Here is a 12899-nt window from a genome sequence, read left to right on the forward strand (position 1 = left end):
ATCACTGGCTCGATGCACCGCTCTTCACGGCCAGGCCCACACGCTGGATGCCAGCGCGCTGCAGCGTATCCATGACCTGCACGACGGCCTCGTACTTGACGTTCTTGTCGGCGGAGATGACGACGGGGTTGTTCGCGTCGCGCCCCTGGGCCTTCTTGACGCGCTCGGCCAGCCGGTTGGCCGGGATGGACTCGGGCTCCAGCTGGTCGACCTTGATCTTGAGCTTCTCGTCGGTGCCGACGATGACCTGGATGACGTGCTCGGGCTGCTGGCGGCTCTTGCCCACGCTGGGCAGGTCCACCAGGCCCGTCGTGATCAGCGGTGCGCTGACCATGAAGATGATGAGCAGCACCAGCATCACGTCAATGAACGGAACCATGTTGATCTCGTTCATCGTGCGGCGCCGGCGGCCGCCGCGGGCGGAGACGGAAGCCATCAGTGTTGCGTCGCGTTGCGTTGCAGGATGTTGGAGAACTCCTCGATGAAGGTCTCCAGCGTGATCGCGCTGCGGTCGATCTGGCGCGCGAAGCGGTTGTAGGCCAGCACGGCCGGGATGGCGGCGAACAGGCCGATGGCGGTGGCGACCAGTGCCTCCGCGATGCCGGGCGCGACGGTGGCCAGCGTCACCTGCGTCAGGTTGGACAGGCCCACGAAGGCGTGCATGATCCCCCAGATGGTGCCGAACAGGCCCACGTAGGGCGACACCGAACCGACCGAGGCGAGGAAGGAGAGGTTGCTCTCCATCGCGTCGAGTTCGCGGTGGAAGCTGGCCCGCATGGCGCGGCGCGCGGCGTCCAGCAGGGCGCCGGCGTCCGTCACGCGCTTCTCGCGCAGCTTCAGGAACTCGCGCATGCCGGACGCGAAGATGCGCTCCAGCGGCGCGCCGTCCTGGCGGTTGCCGACCGACTGGTAGAGGTCGTTGAGGTTCTTGCCGCTCCAGAACTCGGCCTCGAAGGCATCGTTGCGGCGCTTGATCTGGCCCAGGCCGATGAGCTTGCCGAAGATGACGCTCCAGCTCGCGAGCGACACGAGCAGCAGGCCTGCGATGACGAGCTGCACCGCAAAGCTGGCGTGCAGGATCAGGGAGACGATGGAGAGGTCTTGGTTCATGCGGTGATCGCTGCCACGACGCTGTCGGGCAGGCGTTGGGGTTTCAGGTCGTCGGCGCGCACGCAGCCGATGCGGATCTCGCCCTCGCACAGCAACGTGTCGCCGCGCAGCGCGCGCTGGCGCACGACGAGGCTGGCTCGGCCGGCGGGCAGGGGTTCGACCGTGACGGTCAGCAAGTCGTCGAGCCGGGCCGGCGCGAGATAGCGCAGGCTGGTGCCGGCCACGACGAAGATGATGCCGGTGTCTTCGCGCAGCTGGTGCTGTTCGACCCCGGCCGCACGCAACCACTCGGTGCGCGCACGCTCGAAGAACTTCAGGTAGTTGGCGTAGAAGACGATGCCGCCAGCATCCGTGTCCTCCCAGTAGACGCGCACCGGGAACTCGAAGCCGCTCATGCCAGCACCTCGCGCAGGCGGGTGACGGCTTCCTCGAGATCTTCCATGGACGAGGCGAAGGACAGGCGCATCCAGCGCTGTGGATCGGCGACGCCGAAGTCACGGCCTGGCGTCAGCGCGACCTGGGCGCGCTCCAGCAGCTCATGCGCAAACACCCAGCTGTCGGCGTGAAAGCGCGAGATGTCCATCCAGGCGTAGAAGGCGCCATCCGGGGGCACAGGCACGGTCAGGCCCAGCGCATTGAGCGCGGGCACGATGAAGTCGCGGCGCTGCTTCAGCACCGCGCGGCGGCGCTCGAACTCGGCAATGGATGCCGGCTCGAAACAGGCCAGCGCGGCCAGCTGAGACAGCGTGGACGGGCAGATGTAGAGGTTCTGCGCCAGCCGTTCGATGGCCGGCACCAGGGCAGGGGGCAGGACCAGCCAACCCAGCCGCCAGCCGGTCATGCCGAAGTACTTGGAGAAGCTGTTGACCGAGACGATGTCATCGCCCAGGGCCAGGGCACTCTGGCCGAAATGCGATTCGAAGCTCAGCGGCAGATAGATCTCGTCGACGACCGTCACGCCGCCGCGCCCGCGGACAAAACCGGCGATATCGGCCAGCACCTCGGGCGCGATGGACGTGCCGGTGGGGTTGCTGGGCGAAGCCAGCAGCACGCCGCGCGTGGCGGGCGACCAGGCCTCGCGCACCTGGCCGGCGCCAAGCTGGAAGCGCTCGGCGGCACCCGTGCGCAGCAGGCGCGGCGTGGCGTCGGCCGCGGTCACGAAGTGGCGGTTGCACGGATAGCACGGGTCCGGCATCAGCACCTCGTCGCCGCGCTCGAAGAGGGCAAGGCAGGCGAGCTGCAGGCCGGCCGAGGCGCCGGCCGTGATGGCGATGCGCTCGGGTGCGACGACCAGCCCGAAACGCTCGAGGTACCAGCGCGATATCGCCTCGCGCAGCGCCGGCAGGCCCAGCGCGTCGGTGTAGGGCGTCGCCCCTTGAGCCACGCGGCCGGCTGCTTCGCGCACCGCAGGCGCAGCACCGAAGTCAGGCTCGCCGATGTTGAGCCGGATCATGCGCCGGCCGCCCCGGGCCGGGTCGCACAGCGGCCCCGCCGCGACCCGGGCCGCGGCCTTGGCCAGCTCCATCACATAGAAGGGCTCGATGCGGTCCAGCCGCGCGGCAAGCTTCATCGACGCGCAGTCACCTCGAGCGGGCGCAGGTCGACGGCCGCGCGGTCCAGCACACCGTTGACGTACTTGTGGCCGTCGGTGCCGCCAAAGGACTTGGCCAGCTCGACCGCCTCGTTGATGGCGACCTTGTAGGGAATGTCGAGGCAGTGCTTGAGCTCGTAGGAGCCGATCAGCAGGATGGCGTGCTCGATGGGCGACAGCTCGGTGGTCTTGCGGTCCACGTGGCGGGACAGGATGGCATCCAGGTCGGCCGCCTCGTTCACGCAGCCGGTCAGCAACGCGTCGTAGTGCTTGACGTCGAGCTTGGCATAGCCCTCCTGCTCGCGGCCGAGCGCGGTGATGGCACCGATGTCCTCGCCGGTCAGCAGCCACTGGTACAGGCCTTGCACTGCCGCCTCGCGCGAGCGGCGGCGGGCGGACTTGGCGGGGGCGCGTTTGGCGACGGTCTTGGCCGTGGTCTTTGCAGCGGTGGCGTTCACTCGATCTCTTTCAGCAGATTGGCCATCTCGACGGCGACGCGGGCAGCGTCGCGTCCCTTGGGCTCGGCGCGGGCCCAGGCCTGGGCTTCGTTCTCGACGGTCAGGATGGCGTTGGCGATGGGAAGGCCATGGTCCAGCCCGACGCGGGTGACGGCGGCGCCACTCTCGTTGGCCACCAGCTCGAAGTGATAGGTCTCGCCACGAATGATGCAGCCCAACGCGATCAGTGCGTCGTAGTCATTGCCCTCGGCCAGCGCCTGCAGGACCAGCGGCACCTCCAGCGCACCAGGCACCGTCACGTGGCGGATGGCCTCGGCCGGCACGCCCAGCACCGACAGCTCGGCCAGGCAGGCGCTTGCCAGGGCCGAGGTGATGGCGTCGTTGAAGCGTGCCTGGACGATGGCGATGGTCAGCTCGCTGCCGTCGAGGGCGCCCTCGAAGCCGGGCCGGCCTTGTTCGGAATCTTGCATCGCGTGCCTCCGGAGGTTTCAGCAGGAAGGGGGAGCGACGAAGCCCGTCACTTCGAGGCCATAGCCAGTCATGCTGGGCATGCGGCGCGGGCTGCCCAGCAGCTTCATGCGGTGCACGCCCAGCGCCTTCAGGATCTGCGCACCCACGCCGTAGATGCGCAGGTCCATGACGCCCTTGGGCGCCGCCACGGGCTCGCGGGACTGCACGCGGGCGAGCACGCCGGCGGCATCCTCGCCGCAGTTCATCAGCACGGCAACGCCGGCCGGGCTGGCCTTGAGTGCCGCCAGCGCGGCGGGCAGCCCCCAGGAGTGACCGCAGGAACCGGCTTCGATCAGGTCCATGACGGACAGCGGCTCATGCACCCGCACCAGCACCTCGTCGCCGGGCTGCCAGGCGCCATGGCTCAACGCCAGGTGGGTGCCCCCCGTGCGGTCGGTGAAGACCTGGCAGTCGAACTCGCCCTGGGCCGTGTTCAGGCGGCGCTGGGCGACGCGGGTGATCAGGCTCTCGTGGCGGCTGCGGTACTCGATCAGGTCGGCGATGGTGCCGATCTTCAGGCCGTGTTCCTTGGCGAAGACCTCCAGGTCGGGCAGCCGGGCCATGCTGCCGTCGTCCTTCATGATCTCGCAGATGACGGAGGTCGCCGACAGGCCGGCCATGCGAGCCAGGTCGCAGCCGGCCTCGGTATGGCCGGCGCGCATCAGCACGCCGCCGTCCTGGGCCTGCAGCGGGAAGATGTGGCCGGGCTGGACCAGATCGCTGGCCTGGGCGCCCTGCGCGACGGCGGCCTGCACGGTGCGGGCCCGGTCTGCTGCAGAGATGCCGGTGGTGACGCCGGTGGCAGCCTCGATGGACACCGTGAAGGCGGTGCCATGCTGGGTGCCGTTGCGCCGCGTCATGGGCGGCAGCTGCAGGCGCTCGCAATGCTCGCGCGGCAGCGTCAGGCAGATCAGGCCACGGCCATGCTTGGCCATGAAGTTGATGGCCTCGGGCGTGACGAGGTCGGCGGCGAGGACGAGATCGCCCTCGTTTTCGCGGTCTTCCTCGTCGACCAGGATGACCATGCGGCCGGCGGCCAGCTCGGCGACCAGCTCGGGGATGGGGGAGATGGGCATAGCCACCGATTGTAGGTGGCGACCCTAGGTCGGCCGCAGCCGCAGGCGCAGATCCTGACCGACCGGCGTGGCCTCCACCAACTGCCAGCGGCGAGCCTGGTCCAGCCCCGGCAACGGCGCCAGTGCCGCGAGCGGGCGTCCCTCGCCGATCAGCATGGGCGCCTGGTAGACCAGCAGCTCGTCGACGAGGCCGGCGTCGAGGAAGGCGCCGGACAGCGTCGGGCCGGCCTCGACGTGCAGCTCGTTGATGCCCTGGCTGCCCAGTTCGGCAAGCAGCGTGGGCAGCACGGCGCGGCCGGGGCCGACGACGCGCGTCTCGCCGGGCGGCTGCAGCAGGCGGGCATCCGGCGGCATTCGCCCCTGCGGGTCCAGCACGATGCGCAGCGGCTGCCTGTCCGTGGGTACCAGGCGGACGTCCAGGCGTGGGTCGTCCGCCAGCACGGTACCGATGCCGGTCAGCACCGCTGCGGCGCGCTTGCGCCAGGCGTGGCCATCGGCACGCGCGGCCTCGCCCGTGATCCATTGGCTGCGCCCGTCGGGCAAGGCGGTACGCCCGTCCAGCGAGATGGCCGACTTCAGGCGCACGAAGGGTCGGCCACGCTGCATCCGCGAGAAGAAGCCGATGTTGAGCTCGCGGGCCGCCATGGCGACAGCGGGCTCGGCCAGCTCGACACGGATGCCGGCAGCCTGCAGCCGCGCCAGGCCCTGGCCAGCGACCTGGGGGTTGGGATCCTCGATGGCGCAGACGACGCGCGCGATGCCCGCTGCGATCAGCGCATCGCAGCAAGGCGGCGTACGGCCATGGTGGGAGCAGGGTTCCAGCGTGACGACGGCCGTCGCGCCACGGACGTCATGGCCGCGCGCTGCTGCGTCACGCAGCGCCATGACCTCGGCATGGGCCTGGCCCGCGGCCTGGGTGTGGCCGGCCCCCAGTTCGCGGCCGTCGGGTGCAAGGATGACGCAGCCGACGCGGGGGTTGGGGTCGCTCAGGCCGACGGCTTGTTCGGCAAGGGCGATGGCTTGTCTGAGCGCTGCGGGAATGTCTGGCATCCGGCCAGTCTAGCCACCGGGCACCGCTCAGGGCGTGGGCAGCAGCTGGACGGTCTTGTAGTCGGCAAAGATGCCGGCGTTCACATCCACGTTCGGTGCCGTGGGGCAGGTGGCGTTGCCGCGGATGACGAGGAAATTCTGCCGGGTCAGCGAGCCCATCACGCTGGCATAGGCCAGCGGATGCTCCGAGTTGTCGATGGTCTTGCCGTCGGACAGCAGGTTGCTGTCGTTGCCGTTGTAGTCGGCGCTGTAGCGGCATACGCGATATTGCGTGGCGGCCGTTCCGATGCTCTGGCTCGTCAGCTGCACCTGCAACTGGCCGGACCAGGCGCGCGGTGCGCTGCCCACGCTGGCGGCCGGCGTGACCAGGCAGTAGTAGTTGACGAAGCCCTGTGCCGGCGTGCTGACGGCGTAGTCGTCGAAGCAGTAGTAGGTACTCGGTGCGAGCGAGTTGGCCTGGGTCATTGCTGCGGCGCTGACAACAATCGGCGAAGTGCCGCTTTTGGTGAGGCCGCTCCCGTCCAGCTGCGGTACGGAAAAGCTGCCGCTGGCGATGCTCAGGCTGATGGGCAGGGCCGCCGCCTCGGGCGAACTGGGATTGGCCGGAGAGGTGTTGGAGTAGCGCACGATGCCACTGAGCAGATAGCTGGTGGTGCCCGTGGTGTTGGTGATGCAGCTGGACACGTCCGCGGCGAACGTTGTCGTGCCGGTCTCGATGCTGCAGACGCTCGTGACGAAGCCGGTGACGTTGTTGAACACCCAGACGGTCTGACCCAGGCTGCTGGGGCGGAAGGCGCTGACGTTCTTGTCGATCTTCGTCGCGGTGGCCGGGATGACCGGATTGCGGCCGGACGGCTGGGTGATGGGGCTGTTGCGGGGCGCGAAACCCACGGCAGCGCTGAAGATGGGGTCGACGCGCGCGATGATCGTGTCCAGGGTGACGAACTGGGCTTCGCCCGCGCGATCCATCCAGTCCACCCTGACATGAACCTGCTTGGCGATCGGCGGAGCCGTCAGCGAAGCATCGTCTCGCAAATCGGTGACGGTGCGCACCTTCGCGTAGGTCGTGTTGACGCTTGGGTCGGGGGGCAGGATGGACGTCGTGTCGTCGACGATGTCGGTGAAGTAGGCGTTCGGCCCGCCGACAACCCCGGCGGGCCGGTCGAGCATGGAGAAGGACCTCATGACGGCCAGGTCGGCACGCGCGATCCGCATGGCCTCGGTGCGCTGCTTGGCGATGTCCGCACTCAGGCGCAGGTTGCTCATCAGGCCGACCAGGGCCAGCATGCCAAAGGACATCACCAGCAGGGCCACCAGGGCCTCGATGAGGGTGACGCCGCGCTGGCGGCCTGCGGCGCAGCGAATGGAGGAGGGCGTGACCATCGGCATTCCGGTCATTGCATGTCCGTGTCTATCCAGCCACCCGGCACGCGGGCATAGCTGCCGATGCGGTTGCGCAACTGGTCGGCAACGGCACTCATGTAGCGGATGTCCATCCGGCCGTCGGCGGCCATGTCCCCGGTGACCAGCACGCTGCCGGTGATCAGCGACAAGCTGCTGCCGTTGTTCCATGCCAGATCTCCCTGCACGACCAGCATGCCGGTGAACTTCATCGCGCCATCCAGCCTCGCATTGCCATTGACGATGACCAGCATCGGGTCGGTCACGGTGCCGACGTCGATATTGGAGGCGATCGTCATGTCGCCCTCGATCCAGACGATGCGCTTGCCGGCGTCATAGGCCGCTTTCAGGTCGGCTCCGCAGTCACCCGCGGTGCACTCCACGACGCGCAAAGCAGGATGGCGCCTGTAGCCCGCGGGCTTGATGCCCAGGAAGGTCTGGAACAGCCGATCCCGGTCCTGCTGGCTGCTGACTGCCTTCAACGTCGTGTCGTCGAAGACGTACATCTGGCTGGACGGCGTGCCGGGCAGGCTGTCCATGCGGCCGTCGTCAAGCGCCGGCATCGGGCCGCCCGACAGGACCAGCAGCCCGCCGGAACGTGCGTCGGTGTTGTGCAGGCCGAGCCCGCCGCTGCCGGTGGTGGTCAACGAGCCCCTGACCGTCAGTGGACTGGCTGGCGACGAGGGGACGGCAGCGACGATGGCCAGCGCCGTGGTCTGCACGGACGTGGCGGCGGCCCGCTGGCTCAACGTAGTGGTGGTCTTGCATTGGTCGACGCTGCTGAAGGAGCAGCCCAGGCTGCGCACGCCGAAGCTGCCAAAAAAAGACGGGTCGTTGATGCCCATGGAGATGCCGACGCTGGGGACGAGGGCGCCGGCTTCCGCCGTGACGGGTTGAGTGGTGCGAGTGCCGCGCGCCGGACAGCGGCAGGCCAGTCCCGAGGGCGTCTGGGCGCAGTCGGCCACCACGTCTCTGCGCTGGTTGACGGTGGCATTGCGGGCCTTCATGTTCCGGTCGGCAGCAGAGACGGTGATGTAGCGGTCGATGAACCGCTCCCCGCCCGTCGCCACCGGCTGGCAGTTGGCATCGATCCCGGTGCTGTTCGACATGGCGAGCGCCCATTCAACGCCACCCTCGGCCAGTTCCTGGGCCATGCTGGCGCGGTAGTAGCTGCCGGAAATGCGCTGCTCGAACACCAGGCTGCGGTTGGCATAGGCCGCCAGCAAGGCCATGACGAGGAACAACACCATGACGATGATGAGCGTGGCTGCGCCGCGCTGGGGCGCCAAGCGGGTGGACATGCGCAACGACCTCATGACGGACACGCTCCACTCACGTCGTCCGCACGGATCTTCTCGCTGACGCTCACGGTGCGCCTGACGTTGCTGTCTGACTTGGCGACGCCGGTCAAGGTGAACTGCACGAGGCGCACGGTCTGCGTCGGGCAGGTGCCGGGCGCGCAGTCGCACAGGTCGTCGAGCGGGATCTGCTGGGTGTGGATCTCGGCCTTGAAATCCTCGATCAGCACCGACTCCGGATCCGTGATCGGCTGCCAGTTGTCCAGGCCTAGCTGGATTTCCAGGCTCTTGTTGCTGGACAGGCGAAAACCAAACTGCTCGTAGTCCTCGAGGATATTGGTCCCGTTGGGGTCCATCGCCCCGGCCGGGGCACGAGCGTACTGGTAGAAGATGTCGCTGCCGCCAGTCTCTGTCTGGGTGATGGGGGTGTAGGGACTGGTGAGTGCACTCTGGGCCGCCGTCGCGCTACTGGTTCCGGTGCCGCGCGCAGGTTGCCAGACGCCATTGGCCGGCAGGCCGCGAAAGCCCGCGCGGCGCAGGTCCTGCTGCAGCAGGTCGGCGGCCACCCGCAGGTCCTGCTGGATCTGGATCTCCAGCATCAGTCGCCGGTGCTCGGTGATCTGACGCACCGCCACCATGGAGGCCCCCGCAGCGACGATCAGGCCCACGGTGATGCCCACCATCAGCTCGACCAGGCCGATACCTCGCTGGCTGGCTTTCGGGTTCAACTGCATTTGGCGTACCCGCTGAAATCACCGTTGGGCGCGCACACGACGACCCGCCCCGCTGTATTGACCGCGACGCGCAGTGCGTGGCCCCTCTTGACGCCGACAACGTCGACTTGGAAGCCCTGGGCGTCGATGCCGCCCTGGGCGCGTGCGAACTTGATCTGGTAATCCATGTTGCTGCCGCCCCAGCCCCCAGGAGCGCTTGCATCGAACTTGACACTGCTCCTCGGCAACCTGAAAAGGCGCAACAAGCGGGGAGCGAACAACCCCTGGCAGAGGGTCGCCTCGGGCAGATAGCACTTGCACGCAGCGTTTGCCGCCACTGTGGTGGTCACCGCGACGCAGCTCAAGGCCTTGCTCGGGTCCGTCTCTGGGTCAGGATCGAAGCGGACAGTCAGCAACGTGTTGGTCGCATTGGTCTCCGCCTTGGCGTAGTTCAGCACGCCCATCACTTCGTTGGCCGTCGCGATCACCCGGCGCCGCTCCAGCAGGTCCAGCATCGACGGAACCGCCACGGCAATCAGTATCGCCAGCACGGCCACGCTGATCATGACCTCGACCAGCGTCAAGCCTAGCGGCAGGTGGCGTGAACGCAAGATCGTTGCCATGGTCACTTCGGCCAGCACGTGGTCGACGTGTCGGTGTTGTTGGGGTCGCCCGTGGCCGTGTACTTCGGGATGGCCCCCACCAAGGTCACGGTGAAGGTCCGGCAGGCGGCGTCGCCGCTTTGCTTGCCGCCGCTTGCGGCGCTGACCTGACTGGCGGTCGCCGCGTAGCCGAACTCGAAGCTGGCGCTGGTGGCCCCGACGGGCGTGACTGGCGTCAGCGCGACCGTGTAATGCGGCGTGATGTTGGCGATGTTGAGGTTCAGCTTCGACAATTCGTCGGCATACGTAGTGACGTTGCCGCGATAGCGCTCCTGGGCCTGCATGACGGCTGTCAGCGCGGCGATGGCATCTGCCCGCCGGCCGCGCTGCAGCTGGGAGGTATAGGCCGGGTAGGCAATCGCCGCGATGATGCCGGCGATGACGAGCACGACCATCAGCTCAATGAGGCTGAAACCATGGTGTCGCGGGCGGCAGGGCGTGCGCATTTCACGATTCTCGGGAGGCGCCCGGGACGATCCGGACGTTCTCCTACCGCTCGTCGGGCGGGCCGCGCCGCCGGTCGGCGACCACCATGAATGAGGGGATCGGGTGCACCCCGGGATACTGCCTATCCTCGTGCCGGCCACGCGGCCGCGCACCCGGTCCTCGATGGCCGCGACCTGACGGATCGCCGGCCAGCCGTGGAGATTTCCAAACAAGTTGTACTCCAGCCCTCCCTATGAGCGCGCGACAAATGCGACCGCTCTTGCCAAACAAGTTCTACGCTGAGCGCGCAGCAGCCGACTTCCGTTTTTCCAATCAAGTTCTACGCTGGCAGCTTGGCCTCGATTTTTTCCAATAGGTTCTACTCCGGCCCGGCCACGTCTTTCTTGGCGTGGAATGTCTTTGTTACGACCAGCGCCCTTGCATCAAGGGTTTACCCTCAACCCTGGTCAGCGGCTGATTGCGGCCCCTCCAGATATAGAGATGTTCGTGGCAAACAACGCGCTCGATTGACAAGTCCGCAGCCTAACGTTTCACTCCCAGGCAGCAGGGAGGAAACAACAAGTCGTGTTCAACGACAGTTCATTGCTGACCCTCTTCGACCCCGTCGACGAGCTGACCAATCAGTTTGAAGACGGCGCCATCAAGCGCGCCGTCGTGGACACGCCGTCGCTTGGTCTCGGCGCCTTGGCCGAGCTACTAGTTCTTCGCCGTGACTGGCGGAAAGCTGGTTTTGACCTCCAGCTGAAGGGTGGAGGCGACGCCCGGCATGCTGTCATCTCCCAGGTCGTCAAGCAGCCGGCTGCTGCTACCGCGCTCAACGCCACAGTTGGCGCCCGAAGCGTTTTTGGCGGGGATGCGCCTGGCCAGGACGACACCTTCCTCTTCATCGCTACCGCTGGTCGGCTGGCAAGAGAGGGCGGTATGCCCGCCGACGCCGCCCGCTTGATGCAGGGCGCTTTCGGCGAGCTCATCGACAACATCTCCAAGCATGCGGGGGAGGGGGCGCGCGGCATCGCTGCCTTTGAGGCTGGCCTCAAGGCCATTTCCTTGGTGGTAGCCGACACCGGCCAAGGAATCGTCCGTGGCTACCTCGAGAAGCAGCCTGAACTGCAAGGACTGGGCGCCACCGATGCCCTGGAGTGGGCGGTCCGTCGGCATCGCTCACGCTTCACTGAGCCAGGCCACGGCACAGGTTTCCAGAGCGTTCTCAAAGCTATGCGGACGATGGACGCGTCACTTCGCGTCCGCAGCGACGAGGGTAGTCTTGAGACCGAAGGTCAGGCCGGCGAAGCGCCGTGGCTGGTCAAAGACCAGTCGATGCTCAACGGGTTCGTCGTCAGCCTCCGTCTCACTTGGGCCTGAGCACAGGCCGGCACCCTTCAGACTGCCAGCTCCAGCTGGTTTGGGTCCACCTCTCGGACGCGCGGAGTCCGAGGAGCAGGAGCACTTGGCGGATTGACTGGTGCCGGGGCTGGCCGCGACCTGCGGCTTTTCATGACCAGCCTCGTCCTGACGTTGTGCAGGAACAAGTCGTTCAACTCAGCGTCCGACGAAGTCTTGTTGGACCGATAGCGAGGGTTCCCGTCGCTATCGAGTTCCATGCGCTGGCGCTTGACCGTCTTCATGTACACGCCGGAATCCAGCAGCACCACCTGGCGGAAGTACGGTTCGAGCCGGTCGACCCATTGGGCGCCTCCGCGAAGCACCAGAACCAGGTCCTTGCGGCCGCTGACCTCCACGAAGCGCTGAATCCGCGCCACGAACCGGAGGCCACTCTCCTTCGGCTCAGCGCCGGTCAAGAACTCGAAGGCAACGGCCTGCAGTGCAGGCTGGCGTCGTGCGAATTCACCCCAGCGGATGTAGTCGAAGTCGGTGCGGCCATTGATGTGCAGCGCAGCCTGAAGGCCTGCGTCCATCATCTCGTACCAAGTCCATGCGATTCGCTTCATCGCATGCAGGTTGTCGTGGCGCGGCACGTCCGCGATGGTGCTGTAGTCGGGGGTAGTGGCGAGGATGACACCAGCGTCCCTCAGGTCCCGGTAGGTGCGCTTGGGGGAGGGCAGCTTCCACATCCGCTCCACCTTCACGTCTTGTTCGACGCCGGACGCAATCCAACCGAACTTCGGAGCCAGACCAAAAGTGGATTCCAGCTCCCGGCGGCTCTTTGGCCGCGTCTGCTGTCCTCTCTTCGTCACAGTCTTCGACAACGGCACCGCGACGTAGGGCAGGGCCCGCGATGGCCGTCCTGCGCGGTTTGCCTTGCCCTCTATCAATAGCGCTTCGTCAGGCAAGACGGGAAAAGGCAGGGGCTTCGCCACGGGCACGTCCGTGAGGTCAAACCCGCCGACTTCGGCCCAGCGACGGTAGTAGCGCTCGGGCGCCTTGGGGCACATCACGTCGCAATCGTCGGGGTTTTCGCAGCGACACATGCTCATGCAATCCATCGCGTCGGCGCCGCCTGCAGCGACTTGTAGCCCCCCGCAGTGCTGCCGCTCCAGGCACTCACCGCAGCCGAGCATCAACGTGCCGTCGCTTTGGTCTCGCAGCGGCCAGAGGGGAATACTCTTTCCGGCCGGCAGCATC

The 12899-nt window shown here is 67.2% G+C and carries 15 protein-coding genes; 1 reads left to right on the forward strand and 14 read right to left on the reverse strand.

Annotated elements, in window-relative coordinates:
- Nucleotide 1: 1 nt before the first annotated feature.
- From tolR to QM732_RS08520, 13 genes are read right to left on the reverse strand one after another with little or no spacing between them, the layout of a single operon-like run.
- Nucleotides 2-436, reverse strand: a complete 435-nt coding sequence (gene tolR / locus QM732_RS08460) for a protein TolR (RefSeq protein ID WP_415655729.1) — start codon at nucleotides 434-436, stop codon at nucleotides 2-4.
- The gene (tolQ, locus tag QM732_RS08465) at nucleotides 436-1110 is read right to left on the reverse strand and encodes a protein TolQ (protein WP_331174905.1); all 675 of its coding nucleotides are present in this window, start codon (nucleotides 1108-1110) and stop codon (nucleotides 436-438) included. Before tolQ ends, tolR begins: the two co-directional genes overlap by 1 nt.
- Nucleotides 1107-1505 (reverse strand): tol-pal system-associated acyl-CoA thioesterase, encoded by a 399-nt coding sequence (gene ybgC, locus QM732_RS08470; protein ID WP_415655730.1) that lies wholly within the window; start codon nucleotides 1503-1505, stop codon nucleotides 1107-1109. The genes tolQ and ybgC overlap by 4 nt, the downstream gene beginning before the upstream one ends.
- Nucleotides 1502-2680 (reverse strand): pyridoxal phosphate-dependent aminotransferase, encoded by a 1179-nt coding sequence (locus QM732_RS08475; RefSeq protein ID WP_415655731.1) that lies wholly within the window; start codon nucleotides 2678-2680, stop codon nucleotides 1502-1504. The genes ybgC and QM732_RS08475 overlap by 4 nt, the downstream gene beginning before the upstream one ends.
- Nucleotides 2677-3159, reverse strand: a complete 483-nt coding sequence (gene nusB / locus QM732_RS08480) for a transcription antitermination factor NusB (protein ID WP_415655732.1) — start codon at nucleotides 3157-3159, stop codon at nucleotides 2677-2679. Before nusB ends, QM732_RS08475 begins: the two co-directional genes overlap by 4 nt.
- On the reverse strand, nucleotides 3156-3629 hold the full coding sequence (gene ribH / locus QM732_RS08485; RefSeq protein WP_415655733.1) for a 6,7-dimethyl-8-ribityllumazine synthase: 474 nt from the start codon (nucleotides 3627-3629) through the stop codon (nucleotides 3156-3158). Before ribH ends, nusB begins: the two co-directional genes overlap by 4 nt.
- Before the next feature lie 18 nt (nucleotides 3630-3647).
- The gene (ribBA, locus tag QM732_RS08490; protein WP_415655734.1) at nucleotides 3648-4745 is read right to left on the reverse strand and encodes a bifunctional 3,4-dihydroxy-2-butanone-4-phosphate synthase/GTP cyclohydrolase II; all 1098 of its coding nucleotides are present in this window, start codon (nucleotides 4743-4745) and stop codon (nucleotides 3648-3650) included.
- 24 nt (nucleotides 4746-4769) lie between these two features.
- Nucleotides 4770-5795, reverse strand: coding sequence for a bifunctional diaminohydroxyphosphoribosylaminopyrimidine deaminase/5-amino-6-(5-phosphoribosylamino)uracil reductase RibD (ribD, locus tag QM732_RS08495; protein ID WP_415655735.1), 1026 nt, complete (start codon nucleotides 5793-5795; stop codon nucleotides 4770-4772).
- 27 nt (nucleotides 5796-5822) lie between these two features.
- On the reverse strand, nucleotides 5823-7178 hold the full coding sequence (locus QM732_RS08500; protein WP_415655736.1) for a type IV pilus modification PilV family protein: 1356 nt from the start codon (nucleotides 7176-7178) through the stop codon (nucleotides 5823-5825).
- Nucleotides 7179-7189: 11 nt separating this feature from the next.
- Nucleotides 7190-8497, reverse strand: coding sequence for a PilX N-terminal domain-containing pilus assembly protein (locus tag QM732_RS08505; protein ID WP_415655737.1), 1308 nt, complete (start codon nucleotides 8495-8497; stop codon nucleotides 7190-7192).
- Between the two features lie 11 nt (nucleotides 8498-8508).
- A complete protein-coding gene (locus QM732_RS08510) occupies nucleotides 8509-9228 on the reverse strand; it encodes a PilW family protein (RefSeq protein ID WP_415655738.1) in 720 nt (239 codons plus the stop codon).
- Nucleotides 9219-9848: a Tfp pilus assembly protein FimT/FimU gene (locus QM732_RS08515; protein ID WP_415655739.1), complete on the reverse strand. Its 630-nt coding sequence runs from the start codon at nucleotides 9846-9848 to the stop codon at nucleotides 9219-9221. Before QM732_RS08515 ends, QM732_RS08510 begins: the two co-directional genes overlap by 10 nt.
- Nucleotides 9833-10315 carry a type IV pilin protein gene (locus QM732_RS08520; RefSeq protein WP_415655740.1) on the reverse strand — a complete coding sequence of 161 codons (483 nt, stop codon included), beginning with the start codon at nucleotides 10313-10315 and terminating at the stop codon, nucleotides 9833-9835. Before QM732_RS08520 ends, QM732_RS08515 begins: the two co-directional genes overlap by 16 nt.
- A gap of 565 nt (nucleotides 10316-10880) precedes the next feature.
- Here QM732_RS08520 and QM732_RS08525 point away from each other — a divergent pair.
- The gene (locus QM732_RS08525) at nucleotides 10881-11678 is read left to right on the forward strand and encodes an ATP-binding protein (RefSeq protein WP_415655741.1); all 798 of its coding nucleotides are present in this window, start codon (nucleotides 10881-10883) and stop codon (nucleotides 11676-11678) included.
- A 17-nt stretch (nucleotides 11679-11695) separates the two neighbouring features.
- On the opposite strand, the gene QM732_RS08530 is transcribed toward QM732_RS08525, so the two are convergent.
- Nucleotides 11696-12898 carry a hypothetical protein gene (locus QM732_RS08530; RefSeq protein ID WP_415655742.1) on the reverse strand — a complete coding sequence of 401 codons (1203 nt, stop codon included), beginning with the start codon at nucleotides 12896-12898 and terminating at the stop codon, nucleotides 11696-11698.
- Between the last annotated feature and the right edge of the window lies 1 nt (nucleotide 12899).

Origin of the sequence: Roseateles sp., from assembly GCF_047654805.1 — a bacterium.
Taxonomy (GTDB): Bacteria; Pseudomonadota; Gammaproteobacteria; order Burkholderiales; family Burkholderiaceae_C; genus Pelomonas.

Bases quoted from the DNA above. Each gene is read 5' to 3' on its own strand.
- ribBA (WP_415655734.1), bottom strand. From the start codon at position 4,745: ATGCCCATCTCCCCCATCCCCGAGCTGGTCGCCGAGCTGGCCGCCGGC.
- ribH (WP_415655733.1), bottom strand. From the start codon at position 3,629: ATGCAAGATTCCGAACAAGGCCGGCCCGGCTTCGAGGGCGCCCTCGAC.
- tolR (WP_415655729.1), bottom strand. From the start codon at position 436: ATGGCTTCCGTCTCCGCCCGCGGCGGCCGCCGGCGCCGCACGATGAAC.
- QM732_RS08520 (WP_415655740.1), bottom strand. From the start codon at position 10,315: ATGCGCACGCCCTGCCGCCCGCGACACCATGGTTTCAGCCTCATTGAG.
- QM732_RS08510 (WP_415655738.1), bottom strand. From the start codon at position 9,228: ATGCAGTTGAACCCGAAAGCCAGCCAGCGAGGTATCGGCCTGGTCGAG.
- QM732_RS08475 (WP_415655731.1), bottom strand. From the start codon at position 2,680: ATGAAGCTTGCCGCGCGGCTGGACCGCATCGAGCCCTTCTATGTGATG.
- QM732_RS08530 (WP_415655742.1), bottom strand. From the start codon at position 12,898: ATGCTGCCGGCCGGAAAGAGTATTCCCCTCTGGCCGCTGCGAGACCAA.
- ribD (WP_415655735.1), bottom strand. From the start codon at position 5,795: ATGCCAGACATTCCCGCAGCGCTCAGACAAGCCATCGCCCTTGCCGAA.
- QM732_RS08500 (WP_415655736.1), bottom strand. From the start codon at position 7,178: ATGGTCACGCCCTCCTCCATTCGCTGCGCCGCAGGCCGCCAGCGCGGC.
- tolQ (WP_331174905.1), bottom strand. From the start codon at position 1,110: ATGAACCAAGACCTCTCCATCGTCTCCCTGATCCTGCACGCCAGCTTT.
- ybgC (WP_415655730.1), bottom strand. From the start codon at position 1,505: ATGAGCGGCTTCGAGTTCCCGGTGCGCGTCTACTGGGAGGACACGGAT.
- QM732_RS08505 (WP_415655737.1), bottom strand. From the start codon at position 8,497: ATGTCCACCCGCTTGGCGCCCCAGCGCGGCGCAGCCACGCTCATCATC.